General features: G+C 40.6%; 12 protein-coding genes. 9 read left to right on the top strand and 3 right to left on the bottom strand.

Going from position 1 to position 13,993, the window contains the following annotated elements:
- Window positions 1-189: 189 nt before the first annotated feature.
- Together ACFPRA_RS02905 and ACFPRA_RS02900 are read right to left on the bottom strand one after the other, a co-directional pair.
- Entirely contained in the window at window positions 190-1,410 is a 1,221-nt protein-coding gene (locus ACFPRA_RS02905) for a sugar diacid recognition domain-containing protein (RefSeq protein WP_381430451.1), read from the bottom strand.
- Window positions 1,411-1,642: 232 nt separating this feature from the next.
- Window positions 1,643-2,998 carry a D-serine ammonia-lyase gene (locus tag ACFPRA_RS02900; RefSeq protein WP_381430448.1) on the bottom strand — a complete coding sequence of 452 codons (1,356 nt, stop codon included), beginning with the start codon at window positions 2,996-2,998 and terminating at the stop codon, window positions 1,643-1,645.
- Between the two features lie 150 nt (window positions 2,999-3,148).
- On the opposite strand from ACFPRA_RS02900, the gene ACFPRA_RS02895 reads away from it, so the two are divergent.
- Entirely contained in the window at window positions 3,149-3,694 is a 546-nt protein-coding gene (locus ACFPRA_RS02895; RefSeq protein ID WP_381430444.1) for a helix-turn-helix domain-containing protein, read from the top strand.
- A 116-nt stretch (window positions 3,695-3,810) separates the two neighbouring features.
- Here ACFPRA_RS02895 and helD read toward each other — a convergent pair whose 3' ends face one another.
- A complete protein-coding gene (gene helD, locus ACFPRA_RS02890) occupies window positions 3,811-6,147 on the bottom strand; it encodes an RNA polymerase recycling motor HelD (protein ID WP_381430441.1) in 2,337 nt (778 codons plus the stop codon).
- A gap of 457 nt (window positions 6,148-6,604) precedes the next feature.
- Here helD and ACFPRA_RS02885 point away from each other — a divergent pair, with 457 nt between their 5' ends.
- From ACFPRA_RS02885 to ACFPRA_RS02850, 8 genes are all read left to right on the top strand, one after another.
- Window positions 6,605-7,852, top strand: coding sequence for a benzoate/H(+) symporter BenE family transporter (locus ACFPRA_RS02885; RefSeq protein WP_381430438.1), 1,248 nt, complete (start codon window positions 6,605-6,607; stop codon window positions 7,850-7,852).
- Window positions 7,853-8,042: 190 nt separating this feature from the next.
- On the top strand, window positions 8,043-8,378 hold the full coding sequence (locus ACFPRA_RS02880) for an ArsR/SmtB family transcription factor (protein WP_239389426.1): 336 nt from the start codon (window positions 8,043-8,045) through the stop codon (window positions 8,376-8,378).
- 44 nt (window positions 8,379-8,422) lie between these two features.
- Window positions 8,423-9,370 (top strand): cation diffusion facilitator family transporter, encoded by a 948-nt coding sequence (locus ACFPRA_RS02875; RefSeq protein WP_381430434.1) that lies wholly within the window; start codon window positions 8,423-8,425, stop codon window positions 9,368-9,370.
- A gap of 276 nt (window positions 9,371-9,646) precedes the next feature.
- Window positions 9,647-10,288: a nitrite reductase gene (locus ACFPRA_RS02870; protein ID WP_381430431.1), complete on the top strand. Its 642-nt coding sequence runs from the start codon at window positions 9,647-9,649 to the stop codon at window positions 10,286-10,288.
- Between the two features lie 120 nt (window positions 10,289-10,408).
- Window positions 10,409-10,696 carry a metal-sensitive transcriptional regulator gene (locus ACFPRA_RS02865; RefSeq protein ID WP_381430428.1) on the top strand — a complete coding sequence of 96 codons (288 nt, stop codon included), beginning with the start codon at window positions 10,409-10,411 and terminating at the stop codon, window positions 10,694-10,696.
- Between the two features lie 80 nt (window positions 10,697-10,776).
- A complete protein-coding gene (copZ, locus tag ACFPRA_RS02860; protein ID WP_381430426.1) occupies window positions 10,777-10,977 on the top strand; it encodes a copper chaperone CopZ in 201 nt (66 codons plus the stop codon).
- A gap of 280 nt (window positions 10,978-11,257) precedes the next feature.
- Window positions 11,258-11,464 (top strand): copper chaperone CopZ, encoded by a 207-nt coding sequence (gene copZ / locus ACFPRA_RS02855; RefSeq protein ID WP_381430423.1) that lies wholly within the window; start codon window positions 11,258-11,260, stop codon window positions 11,462-11,464.
- Between the two features lie 74 nt (window positions 11,465-11,538).
- Window positions 11,539-13,956, top strand: a complete 2,418-nt coding sequence (locus ACFPRA_RS02850) for a heavy metal translocating P-type ATPase (protein WP_381430421.1) — start codon at window positions 11,539-11,541, stop codon at window positions 13,954-13,956.
- Window positions 13,957-13,993 lie beyond the last annotated feature (37 nt).

The following is a 13,993-nucleotide window of genomic DNA, read 5'->3' as shown; positions in this document are numbered from 1 at the left end:
CGCTCATGAACTTTAGTTCGATTCGCGTCTTCGCTCGACTTCGCGCCTAGGCTGACAAGCGTTTTCAATCAGGCTGAAAGATTTCCTAATTTACAGCGTATGCCACAAAAAAAGAGGTAGATAAGTCGAAAAACGACTTATCTACCTGAGCCGCTCTCCTGAGATATTGAGGAGGGCGGCTTTCCTGTTTTACGGTTGTTCCATCGTATACGGAAGTGCAAGTTTCGCGTTTTCATGTTGTTTCAAAGCTAAGTAGAGGAGCACGCATTGGTGGAACGATTGGAAATCAATCGATAATAATTCTTGCAGTTGCTGGAGCCTATAGATAAGCGTATTGCGATGAATGAATAATTTCTTCGCTGCCTGGCTCGTGTTCAATTGTTCCTCACAATAAACGATGAAGCTGCTGATCAGCGCTGCACCGTTAGGATGTTTATCTAATTTCTCGACATATTGATCGAGTGTTTGTCTTGCTGGAAGTTCTGTTTCTTCGATTAAAGCCAAGGATAATAGTTTCCAGTCCTCAATGGAAATGATCGATTCTGTAAAGTGATGCCGTTTCGCGATTGCTAACGCTTTACGGGATTGTTCATAGGAATGGATCACCCCTTCAATTGTCGAATAGCAATTTCCGAAGGAGATTGTAATGGAGCTCTCCAAATCTCTCGACTCTACAAAACGTTTTAAAGAATGGAAGGCATAGTCTAGTTTTTTCATCAAACCACCTGTATCCTCGGTCTGGACATGTTTGAGGATAATCCATTGCTGCGCATTTAATGGCGCGACAATATCATTTTCATTGTCCATCAAAAGACTCCTGATAAATAAAAATAGATCCTGTTGAATTTTGTTAAATGTATTTTGGAAAGAAGGAAAGGGGGGGTGATTAGATGCTAGTGGAATTTCTAATAAAATACACCGTCTAGGCAAAGAAAGCGAAATTCCAAGCATATCAGCATAACTGTAAAGCTTTTCTACATCCCTTCCTGTTTTAGAAGTAAGGAGATGATGCGAAAAGTCCTTTAGTGTATCCATTTGTAATCCGACTGTTTTGGAACGGAATCTTTCCATCAGCAGCATCTCGATATGGGCTTGTACAAATGATACGTAACGTTCAACGTCTTTAGGTTCTCCTATAAGTCCGAGTACGCCAATTGTTTGTTGTTGGAATTGTAATGGCGTCGCGACTCCGGGTAAGACATTGTTCAAGGTAGCGGATTGTTCTTTTGAAAAAAACATTACTTTCCCTGATTTTGTAACCTCCGCTGTTGCCACATGGTGTGTACCGAGGCGATGGCTATCTGTACAGCCGATAATAAGTCCAGTATCATCCGTTATACTGATTGGGATGTCCAAAATCGAAGAGAATTGTTCAACAACTGATTGGGCAATATGCTCAAAGCTGCGCAACTTCATCACTCCTTGCTTCTATAGTCAGTAAATAACTGAATTTTCTAACCACCTATCATCTTATATTATATAGTAATGATAGATGTTAGCGCTACCATTAATTCAATATTGAAAAATATGGGTTTTATTGGAATATAGGAGAAGGGATTTTCTGGATTTATAAAATCAAAGTGTCCACAGTCCGTTACTTATAAAAAACACGGGGTTCCATTCACCCCGTGTGCCATTACTTCTATTTCTCTAACGCTAATTTCATTCCCTTTTGATAATATTCGTTCATCATCTCTTCTGGAACCATGCTTCCGCCAGTACCCCAAACAATATGTGTACCCTTATTCATTTTTTCTGTTAAATGATGCTTCAGCAAATAATCGGTTCCTTCTTTACATAATTTACTTGGTCCAATCATGCCCGCCAGTGCGGAAGGTTCTAAACGGATGCCCTCTGTATCGACTAATTCCTTCAGCAGCTTATACAACTGTTCATCACTAACCGTGTAATTACCACTTAAAAATGGTTCCATTGTTTTGCCTACAAATCCAGATGGTCTTCCCACAGCCAACCCATCTGCGTCTGTCACATTATCAATACCGAAATCTTGTACAGCAACTTTATCATGAAGACCCGTCATCAAGCCGAGCAACATACATGGAGAGTGAGTAGGCTCCGCAAAGAAACAATGCACATTGTCCTGGAATAATAACTTTAAGCCAAAAGCGACACCGCCAGGACCACCGCCTACCCCGCATGGAAGGTAAATAAATAAAGGGTGATCCTTATCGATTGTGATCTCTAATTCTTCTAATTGTTTTTTCAAGCGGGATGCTGCTACTGCGTAACCTAAAAATAAATCATGGGAATTTTCATCATCCACAAAATAGCATGTAGGATCTTTTTCCGCTTGCATCCGACCTTCCTCTACCGCTTTACTATAATCCGCTTCATATTCAACGACTTTAACATTTTTGCTTCGGAGCAAATCTTTTTTCCATTGTTTTGCATCAGCTGACATATGAACGGTTACATTAAAACCGAGCTTGGCACTCATGATGCCTATACTCAGCCCTAAATTTCCGGTTGAGCCTACCGCGATGGAATATTGTGAGAAGAAAGTACGAAACTTGTCACTATCTAAAATTGAATAATCATCCTGAATCGTTAACAACTGATGTTGAAAAGCGAGTGTTTCAGCATGTTTGAGGATTTCATAAATGCCACCTCTCGCTTTAATGGATCCCGATATAGGAAGGTGACTATCGCACTTTAGCAATAGTTCGCCTACTAGAGGTTGTTGATAAAGTTGTTCTAAGAATTGCTTCATGGAAGGGATTCTCACCATAGGAGATTCGATAAGACCGTTCATTTCTTTTGTTTCAGGGAAGACCTTGGCGATATAAGGAGCAAAACGCTTCAACCTTTCCTCCGCATCCCTTACATCTTCTTGAGTAAGAGGGGATTTGTCCATTCCTCTTTGGAATTTTTCAATATGGGGATTGGTCCAAAACACTTCCTTCAGCGAAATAAGCTCGTTTAGAAGTGGGTGTTGATCTTTCCATGCTTGTATATCTTTGCCTTCGATTACCTTCATCTGTCTGATCCTCCTAATTTCTTTGTAATAAGTGACATGTTAAAATATAATTTAACAATATTAAATTTATTTTAACACACAAGCTCTTTCTTGTTAATTTAAATTTAATTTATTAAATTTTACTTAACTATTTGAGGAGGAGTCATGATTATGGAAAACATAGATATTGGTAATAAAGTTAAAAAGTATAGAGAAGCTAAAGGGTGGAGTAGTAGGGAATTAGCAAAGCAAGCCGACATTACACCTTCAATGTTAAGTCAAATTGAACGAGGTTTGGCGAATCCCTCCATCCAAACCTTAAAGATTTTAGCCAAAACGCTTGACGTTCCAACATTCAGTTTTTTTCTAGAAGAAGTCAATACGGGTGATTTAATCGTAAGGTCGGGAGAACGTAAGAAAATGATCATTGATAATCTATCTTATGAGTTACTGTCACCTGATTTTACGGGGAATCTGGCCACAGCGATTATGAATGTCCCTCCGAATACTTCTTCATCAGAAAAGCTACTAGAACATAAAGGAGAAGAAGTCGCTTTCATTGTAGAGGGGAAAATTAAAGTCTATTTGGACGAAGAAGAATATCTATTGGAAGCAGGCGATAGCGTGAAAATACCAGCAAATTTGAAACATAAATGGGAAAACAATTTTACACAGCAGGCAGTTGTATTATTTTCAGTTACACCACCTGTGTTTTAATGCCGTGAAAATCTTGTAGATACAAGTAAAAGAATCGAAAAGCCGGCTTTCTGTAAGTGTTGATTCACGACTTACAAAATGCCGGCTGATATCGTTTATCGTACAGGTTCAATCAATCAAGCTTGAATGAAAAGTTCGTGCGGAATGTTTCTCAATAATGGGGTCGGTTCACCGACACTGTACAGGTGCAATTCATGCATCGCTCTCGTACAAGCGGTGTAGAAAACTCTGCGTAGGCTTTCATCCCGGTATACATGCTCCGAAGCATCATAAATGATGACCGCATCAAATTCAATGCCTTTAGATAAATAGGATGGTACGACGACCACTCCTTGCTCGTACTCCAATGAATTGCTTTTCAATAGTTTGATATCAGCGATTTCGGAAAGGGCATCATAAGCACTGCTACTTTCCTCGGCGGATTTACAGATGATCGCAATGCTATTATAACTACGAGCTCGCAACTGTGCGACTTTAGCAATAATGGAACGATTGAGTTCTGCATGATTGCCCAATTTCTTTAGTTCAGGCCGTTCGCCGTCGCGATTGAAGGGGATAATCTCTTTTCCATTTGGAATGAGACTTCGTGTAAATTCGATGATCGGTTTAGTGGAGCGGTAGCTTCGAGCCAGATTGATCACTTCAGTCTCAGCAGGCCCGTATAGATTGGTGAGTGTGCGAAAATCAATCATTTCACTTGCATGAGCGAAGATTGCTTGATTGAAATCGCCCAGCACTGTCATCTTGGCTGCCGGGAACAATCGTTTCAAAAACTCGAATTGAAAAGATGAATAGTCTTGCGCTTCATCAACAACGATATGTTTAATTGAACGATTCGTCTGAAAGCCTTGAATGAGTTCGTTCAACAGTAAAAATGGGGTAGCGTCTTCGTAAAATAATTTGCCTTCGTCCACCGTTTTCAACGTTGTTTCACAGATGATGGGCCATTCCTTTGGTATCTCGCCATCAATCCATTGTTGAATATACAGTGGGTCAGTAATAAGTTGCTTATAGATCCCTTTGATGTCAATAAAATCAAATGCTCGGATCCATTGTCGTAAAGGCTTCAATTTCTGTAGAACAATCAATTGGGCCAGGGCTGCAGGCTCCATCTCGTAATCGGCAATCGCATCTCTTTTAAACCCTCGTTTTTTGGCTAAATAGGCATGCGCTTGATCGTATTCCTCCTTGCTTAGTAATTCAATTCTTTCCTGTACCCACGGTTTCGCCCGTTCGATCTTTTGGATTTCCTTTAATTTCTCCAACAGCCATTCTTTTATCTTTTCAAGTCGATTATGAAAGCGGAGGGAAGGGGCGTAACTGTAAAACTTTTCGGCTATTTGTGCGGCAGTGACAATCGATTTTCCTCTGAAAATCACATCGCTAAATAGCATTCCGGATACCTCTAATGATTTACGATAGGCTTCCATCGCTTCGAAAAAGAGTGGCGATGCTTTGAAGCGAATGCTTGCCAGTCTTGAACTGTAAGAAGGGGATTGACTAGCCGTTAAAACGTACTCCAATTGATCGTAAGGATTTTCAACTTGAAACGCATGACCAAGTCGATGATTTATATACTCCTGGAAAGTGACTTGTTGCATATTTTCTTCACCGAGTTCAGGCAACACATTGGATACGTAGCTGTTAAACAGCGTATTTGGCGAAAATAAAATAATTTGATCCGCATTTATATTGTCCCGATGTTTGTATAGCAAATAAGCAATCCGCTGGAGAGCGGCTGATGTTTTCCCACTGCCCGCCGCACCATGAACAATTAGAAGTCTGCCTTGTTCGTGGCGGATGATCCGGTTTTGATCTTGTTGAATGGTGGCTACGATATTATGCATATGTTTGTCGGTGCCTTTACCCAATACTTGCTGTAAAATCTCATCTCCAATTGTGAGACTCGTATCGAACATCGATTGCAGAACGCCGTTGCGGATGAGGTACTGCCATTTTTTCTCCAATCTGCCTTGGATGACACCGCCAGGCGTGGCATATTGAGCAAAACCGGGTTGGTAATCATAGTAGACCGTCGAAATCGGTGCTCGCCAATCATAGATCAGGAAATCTTCTCCACTGTCATTTGTCAGTGTAGCGATGCCAATATAAATGGTTTCTTCAGTGGAAGTACCATCTTCGATAAAATCGATCCGACCGAAGTAAGGGGACTCTTTCATACGGCGTAGCGTGGACAATCGTTTGGATGCATGCCGATGTGTACTTTGGCTTACAGAGAGTGCCTGCGCCTCTTGTCTTAATCCAATGATGGTTTCAAGATAATCGTCAAATGTTTCCACATTCACCTTAACCTCATCCCAGAAATGTTTGCGAATTTGAACTACTTCATTGCGCTGCCGGGTAGTATCTGTTTCCAACTTGCTAATTTGTTCTTGGATAATCTCCATTACATCGTTTACTCGCTCTTGCTCTTGTTGAAATTTTGATTCCATAGCAAACACTCCTTAAAAAAATGATGAAAAGGGTTGACTAACGAATAGTTTGTGCGTTATACTTAAAATAAGGGTAAATATATGAAAAGAGATAAAAATGTCTATCCATATAAATTTACCATAAGATATAATTCATTTCAATATAGAGGAAAGAATTTGCTATGATTATCGTTCTTTTCGATGGTTTCTCTGTTCACTATAGTTAGACCTAAAATAAAAGACATTAATAATTTTAGGCGCTCACTATAGTTCTCAAAATGTACTTATCAATATTCTATCGACCTATACAGCCCCTTCCCAAGATAAATTGGGAAGGGGCTTTTTAAGGAGCAGTCCCAACTTTGCACATCGCTCCGACTCAATTTTGAAAACAGTCCCAGATGTTGTATGCGCAATATTGGGAATATTGTTGTATAGTACTAGGAGAAGGGGTCATTGAATAAGGGGGATTGTTGGAATGAAAGAAAATACGAGACTGACAGGCGTTAAAGCTTTACGTCAGCATCTCGATATACATACGGTCAGTGCGGGCTTAGTTGCGGCAATCTTTGGGTGTACAGGTCCTGCTTTGATCATCATTGGGGGCGCGACAAGTGGCGGATTGACGTATGTGGAGACGATTAGCTGGATATTTGCTGTTTATTTTTTTAGTGGATTACTTGGCCTATTTTTATCAGTCAAGTATCGTCAGCCGATCGCAGGTGCACATTCTATTGCAGGAGCGGTTTTAGTGGCTGGTGCTTTGACGCATTTTTCGTTACAAGAAGCAATCGGGGCTTATTTAGTTGCCCATCTACTTGTCATTTTGCTTGGTGCGTCCGGCTTAATTGACAAAGTAATGCAATGGATCCCGGTTCCGATTGTCATGGGTATGATTGTTGGTGTGATGATTCGTTTTTCGACGGAAATGATTACATCCATTACTATTTCACCAGTGCTGGCAGGTTCTGCAATCCTCGCTTTTCTATTTTCTACACGTTTTTTGAAAAAAGTACCACCTGTTTTATCCGCTTTGCTCATCGCGGTTTTGTTGGCCATCTTGATGAATGAATTTCAAATTCAAGACACGCAGCATGCATGGATCCTTCCTCAACTGATTGTACCGACATTTAGTTTTGATGCCATTGTATCGATTGGAATTCCGCTTGCGTTATTGATCATCTGCACCGAAAATGCCCAAGCATCCGGTGTGTTAATGGCTCAAGGGTACAAGCCGCCAAATAATGCGATGGCGATGTACGGTTCCATTGTTGGCCTGATCGCTTCGTTTTTCGGTGCACATGCCATTAATATTGCTGGACCGATGACGGCAATCTGTTCCGCGGAAGAGGTAGGGAAAAAAGAAAGTCGGTATGCTGCTGCAGTTGTAAGCGGAGGATTATTTTCGTCTTTTGGCTTGCTTGCGGCAATCGTCGTTCCGCTTGTCATTGCCATGCCTGGTGTAATTGTGAGTGTCATTGCTGGACTTGCCATGCTTGGTGTTCTTATAAATTCCCTCAAAACGGCTTTTTCGGACAACCAATTTCAAATGGGCGCTTTTTTTGCTTTAATTATTGGGATGTCAGGTGTGACTTTCTTCAATATCAATGCACCTTTATGGGCGATTGTTGGAAGCTTATTCGTTTCTTTTGTGGTGGAAAAAGAACATTTTGTCCGAAGAGCAAAAGTGGAGAATCCAAAAATAATAGAGGCAACAGAAAAATAAGGAAGATTCTACTGATGATTGAGGTAGACAATGAAAGCGGCTATTCATCGGATAGCTCGCTTATTTTTGCATCAAAAAAACTAATTGGCAAAGGCATTCGGTTTGACATTCACCAAATCAGGTAATACATTAAATGTGAATATATAATCATATAAGCATATATAATAGATAAATGGAGGTGGAAAAGTAAATGAATGAAGGCAGTCAAAATGAAGAGACGTCTGTTGGAAACACGCAAGATTTAGATGAAGAAACGTTATTTGTTGTATCCCAAACCTTTAAAGCACTTGGCGATCCAACAAGAATCCGTATTTTAAACCTATTATGCAAGCAGGAACATTCCGTGAATGATATTGCAAATACTTTAGGATTGAGCCAATCGACTGTATCCCATCAGTTGCGTTTCTTGAAAAATTTACGATTAGTTAAATTTAGAAGGGAAGGGACAACGATCTATTATTCAGAAGATGATCATCACATTATGAATTTATTAAAGCAGGCAATTGAGCACGCAACACATAATTAGGAAATTTTCTTTTTACAAGTACTGACAATTGAGGAGGAACTTAAATGGGGCATGAACACGACCATACACATGGCGCAAATAAAAAAGTGTTACTCATATCTTTTTTCATCATTGCAACTTACATGATTATAGAAGTGATAGGGGGCTACTTAACAAATAGCCTAGCTCTTTTAGCAGATGCCGGCCATATGCTAAGTGACGCGCTTTCATTAGCGATTGCGTTGATCGCGTTTAAATTAGGGGAAAAGGTAGCGAGTGAAAGTAAGACATTTGGCTACAAACGATTTGAAATTTTGGCTGCTGTCCTAAATGGGGTAACATTAATCATCATTGCGTTATTCATTTTTTATGAAGCAATCGAACGCTTTGCAAATCCACCCGAAGTGGCAACAACAGGAATGTTGATTGTCAGTGGCATTGGCTTGGCAGTTAATATTCTTGTTGCGTGGATAATGATGCGTGGTGGGGATGTAGAAGAGAACTTGAATATGCGAGGGGCATACCTACATGTAATCAGCGATATGCTTGGTTCTGTCGGTGCCATTGTCGCTGCACTGCTGATCATGTTCTTTGGTTGGGGCTGGGCTGATCCATTGGCAAGTGTTCTCGTAGCTGTGCTCGTTTTACGGAGTGGCTATTATGTGTCGAAATCAGCCCTACATGTACTGATGGAAGGTACACCGCAAAATGTAGATTTGAACGATGTGATTCAAACGATTGAAAAAACAAAAGGGATTCAAAGCGTTCATGATTTACATGTTTGGTCGATTACGAGTGGTTTAAATGCGCTCTCTTGCCATGCTGTAGTAGATGATGAAATTTCAATTGCGGAAAGCCAAAAATTGCTCCATAAAATCGAACATGATCTTGGCCATAAGGGTATTCATCATGTGACGATCCAATTAGAATCATCTGCACATAAGCATGACAATTCGATTTTATGTAAAGTGAAAGCTGAATCATCCGGCCACCATGGCCACCATCATCATTAAAACAAAGTTCGAGGTATGGGGCATTAGTCTTAAGAAAAAATAGGAAATAAATGAAAACTTTTTGAATACCATAGAAGGGTATGGTAAAATCATTTTAAGTAGATAAAAGGAAAGTAAACCTGTCTTACGACCATCATGTGAGGGGAAATATAATCATTCCTTTAGGGATGGTTATTATTTTGGAATTCTATATACCCTGTACGTGTATAAGGTAATAGAAGGATGTCGACGGAATAACGTCGCAAATTGTATAAATAGAAAGGTTGTGTACTTACCATGGAGCAACAAGAAAAAATGGTCAAATTAGCTGTGAATGGCGGCATATCATTCGGCTCAAAATTGAATGCCAAACAGCTTGTTGTCATTGCAGAATATATGTTAGAAGAGGATGAACTCGAGTTAACAACTTTTCAACAACTTTATTTCGAGGTGCTTGAGTCTGATCTTGAGTTCGTTCAAAAAAAATTCGAAGCGGTCGGTTTATCATGCTATCCAGTAGGAAACTTTGTGAAGAGCTTAAGGACCTGCAACTTTTGTAAAGGTGCAGAGCAAGAGGGAATGCCCGTTGCGATCGAGCTTAATCATCGAATCGCTGGAAAAGCGGTTCCGGTAACACTTCGACCCGCTTATACAGGGTGCCCGATTGGATGCGGCGAACCACTCGTCAATGATATCGGTGTCATGAAAATGAAAAATGGGTATAACTTGTATGTGGGGGGCAAGGCAAAAGGATTGGACGCACAAGCAGGTACAATCGTCATGGAGCAGGTACAGCCTGTGCAGCTGTATGAAGCTGTTGATAAAATCATTGCCACTTATGCTGAACACGGGAAAAAAAGAGAGAATTTCTTTAAATTCGTGAACCGCTATGGTGTAGAAAATTTGAAAAGTCAACTTACAGACAACCCGTTTGAATAAGAGTAGGGGTATCTTTCCGCCTCGATGTTCATTTACTTAGGCGCCATAATTATTGACCTGTTGAGAAGAAATTGTTAATATAGGGGTACGGGGTATCTAGAACTTTGAGAGGTGAAAGATATGTCAGAAACAACAAAAACAACTGTCCAGCCTAACAAGCAACAGCTTCTTAATCGATTAAAACGCGTTGAAGGCCAAGTGAGAGGAGTTCATCAAATGGTTGAAAATGACCGTTATTGTGTAGATATTTTACATCAAATTAGCGCAATCCAATCCGCGATGAACAAAGTTTCTTTAGCATTGCTAGAAGATCATACACATCATTGTGTAGTGAACGCGATTAAAGGGCAAGATGGTGAGGCGGCAATCAAAGAGTTGATGGATGTCATGAAAACAATGACAAAATAAAAATAGCAACACTTTCAATTTGACATACTATTACGGGGTATGGTAAATTGACACTAACAACAGAACAGGAGGCGTTTTATATGAAAGAAATCTTAAAAGTAGAAGGTATGTCATGTAATCACTGTGTGAATGCAATCGAAACAAATGTCGGGGAACTTGCAGGTGTTTCTGCAGTTAAAGTAGACCTAAACAATAATGAAGTTGCAGTGGAATTCGACAATGCAACGACACTAGCCAAAATCAAAGAAACAATCGAAGATCAAGGCTATGATCTTGTCTGAAATGTAAACAGGAACTTCCGCTCCTAACGCGTGGGGGATAAAAATGTAAATGTGATTGTACCTATAGGTATAATCTTTCTTTTTCAAAGTTATATACCCCCAATGCGTATGGAGAGACAAATGGCAACAACAGAAGAGCCATTACAAATTACGGGTATCAGTTGTTCAGCTTTTGTGAATACGAAATCGATTTGGATTATATTAAAATATTTTTTTGATTTTAATATACCCCCATAGTGTATATAGGGGATGAAATAACACAATTAAAGGAGAAGGAAACATGGAAAATTTAACTTTAAATGTACAAGGTATGTCATGTGGGCATTGTGTGAGCGCAATCGAGACGAGCGTTGGTAAATTAGCAGGTGTTAGCCAAGTAAAGGTGAAAATAGACGATGCCCAAGTGGAAGTGTCATTCAATGAATCGCAAGTATTGCTTGATACGATTAAAGAAACGATTGAAGACCAAGGATATGAAATAAGATAAGAGTGCTTTCAAGAGCACTCTCTAATTTTCAATTCAATATACCTTATGTAGGTATGGAAGAGGTGGAAAGCATCATGAGTACAGAAGTGAAAGAAGCGAGTATCCAAATTACAGGGATGACTTGTGCGGCGTGTGCGACACGTATCGAAAAAGGGTTGAACAAAATGGAAGGTGTCGAGCAAGCAAACGTCAACTTAGCGCTCGAAAAGTCATCGATCAAGTATGATCCGTCAAAACTGAGTGAAGCAGATTTTGAAAAGAAAATCGAAGCACTCGGCTATGGTGTTGTGAAACAAAAAGCGGCATTTGATATTACCGGAATGACATGTGCGGCGTGTGCGACACGTATTGAAAAAGGATTAAACAAAATGGAAGGTATTGCTTCCGCGAACGTCAATTTGGCGCTTGAAAAAGCGACCATCGAATTTAATCCGTCAGAAGTGACGATTGCAGATATTATTGCGAAAGTGGAGAAGCTTGGTTACCATGCACACCAAAAGCAAGATAATAAAGTGCAGGTAGATCATCGTGAAAAAGCCATTCAAGACCAGAAACGTAAATTCATTATTTCAGTCATTTTATCGTTGCCTTTATTATGGACGATGGTAGGGCATTTTTCATTTACATCTTTCCTGTACCTGCCGGCTATTTTAATGAATCCGTGGATACAAATGGCACTTGCGGCACCCGTGCAATTTATCATTGGAAAACAGTTTTACGTCGGAGCTTATAAATCGTTACGGAATGGCAGTGCCAATATGGACGTACTTGTTGCCATGGGTACTTCCGCAGCTTACTTCTATAGTGTGTATCAAGCGATTGTCACGGCTGGTACCGAACATGCGCCGCATCTTTATTTTGAAACGAGTGCGGTACTCATTACACTCATTGTGTTAGGGAAGTATTTTGAAGCAAAAGCTAAAGGACGTTCATCAGAAGCGATTAAAAAATTAATGGGCTTACAAGCGAAAACCGCGACTGTTGTGCGTGATGGTGTAGAAAAAGAAATTCCATTGGAAGAAGTCATGATCGGGGACACCATTATAGTGAAGCCGGGCGAAAAGATACCGGTTGATGGGGAAGTCCTGGTAGGTTATACCGCGGTTGATGAATCGATGTTAACAGGGGAAAGTCTTCCAATCGATAAAAAGCAGGGTGACATTTTATTCGGTTCAACGATCAATAAAAATGGTTTTATTCAAATGAAAGCGACGAAAGTTGGACGCGATACAGCACTAGCGCAAATTATTAAAGTTGTTGAAGATGCGCAAGGTTCCAAAGCGGAAATCCAGCGACTAGCGGACAAAATTTCAGGTGTTTTCGTGCCAATCGTTGTAGGGATTGCGATCAGCTCATTCCTCGTGTGGATTTTAATGGTTCAACCTGGCGAAGTAACACCCGCATTGGAAGTTTTTATTACGATACTGGTCATTGCATGTCCATGTGCGCTCGGTCTTGCAACGCCGACGTCTATTATGGCAGGATCTGGTCGTTCAGCTGAGTACGGCATTTTGTTCAAAGGTGGCGAGCACTTGGAGCAGACCCAAAGTATTGACACAGTTGTCGTTGATAAAACAGGTACTGTCACACACGGTAAACCTGTATTAACAGATGTTGTGCTAGCATCTGATCAAGAAGAAGGGAAATTCCTATCCTTAATCGGTGCGGCGGAGAAACAATCGGAACACCCATTAGCGGAAGCAATCGTGCAAGGTATTCAAGAGAAAGGCATCGAACTTGGTAACGTCCAATTTTTCGAAGCAATCCCGGGTTATGGTGTGCAGGCAACCGTTTCGGGTCAAGCTGTTGTCATAGGTACACGTAAATTGATGCAGCAATATGGCATCGACATCCAATCGGTTCTTCCAACGATGGAAAAATTAGAGAGTGATGGAAAAACGGCAATGTTAACTGCCATTAATGGACAATACGCGGGGCTAGTTGCCGTAGCAGATACGATAAAAGATACATCTCGGGAAGCTGTACGCCGCTTACAAGAAATGGGCATCAAAGTCATTATGATGACAGGTGATAATGAGCGAACAGCGCAAGCGATCGGGAAAGAGGTAGGCATTGACGCTGTCATTGCGGAAGTTCTTCCTGAAGGGAAAGCGGAAGAAGTGAAAAAGATCCAGCAACAAGGTAAAAAAGTTGCGATGGTCGGTGACGGTATTAATGATGCACCTGCACTCGCCACAGCTGATATTGGAATGGCCATAGGTACAGGAACAGATGTAGCGATGGAAGCCGCCGATGTGACACTTATTCGTGGGGATTTAAACAGTATTGCCGATGCGATCATTATGAGTCGTAAAACAATGCGCAACATTAAACAAAACTTATTCTGGGCATTTGGCTACAATACGCTCGGGATTCCAATCGCAGCGCTCGGTTTACTCGCTCCTTGGGTGGCAGGTGCGGCGATGGCATTCAGTTCCGTATCAGTTGTCCTAAACGCATTACGTTTACAAAGAGTTAAATTAGAAAGGTAAATAACTAACACAATACTTTCGGATTTCACATTAGAAA

Origin of the sequence: Sporosarcina soli (genome assembly GCF_042655805.1) — a bacterium.
GTDB lineage: Bacteria > Bacillota > Bacilli > Bacillales_A > Planococcaceae > Sporosarcina > Sporosarcina soli.
This window is presented reverse-complemented; position numbering and strand designations above follow the sequence as displayed.

Excerpts from the sequence above, each read along its gene's own strand:
- ACFPRA_RS02900 (WP_381430448.1), bottom strand. The coding sequence starts at position 2,998 with ATGAAGGTAATCGAAGGCAAAGATATACAAGCATGGAAAGATCAACAC.
- ACFPRA_RS02895 (WP_381430444.1), top strand. The coding sequence starts at position 3,149 with ATGGAAAACATAGATATTGGTAATAAAGTTAAAAAGTATAGAGAAGCT.
- helD (WP_381430441.1), bottom strand. The coding sequence starts at position 6,147 with ATGGAATCAAAATTTCAACAAGAGCAAGAGCGAGTAAACGATGTAATG.
- ACFPRA_RS02885 (WP_381430438.1), top strand. The coding sequence starts at position 6,605 with ATGAAAGAAAATACGAGACTGACAGGCGTTAAAGCTTTACGTCAGCAT.
- ACFPRA_RS02880 (WP_239389426.1), top strand. The coding sequence starts at position 8,043 with ATGAATGAAGGCAGTCAAAATGAAGAGACGTCTGTTGGAAACACGCAA.
- ACFPRA_RS02875 (WP_381430434.1), top strand. The coding sequence starts at position 8,423 with ATGGGGCATGAACACGACCATACACATGGCGCAAATAAAAAAGTGTTA.
- ACFPRA_RS02870 (WP_381430431.1), top strand. The coding sequence starts at position 9,647 with ATGGAGCAACAAGAAAAAATGGTCAAATTAGCTGTGAATGGCGGCATA.
- ACFPRA_RS02865 (WP_381430428.1), top strand. The coding sequence starts at position 10,409 with ATGTCAGAAACAACAAAAACAACTGTCCAGCCTAACAAGCAACAGCTT.
- copZ (WP_381430426.1), top strand. The coding sequence starts at position 10,777 with ATGAAAGAAATCTTAAAAGTAGAAGGTATGTCATGTAATCACTGTGTG.
- copZ (WP_381430423.1), top strand. The coding sequence starts at position 11,258 with ATGGAAAATTTAACTTTAAATGTACAAGGTATGTCATGTGGGCATTGT.
- ACFPRA_RS02850 (WP_381430421.1), top strand. The coding sequence starts at position 11,539 with ATGAGTACAGAAGTGAAAGAAGCGAGTATCCAAATTACAGGGATGACT.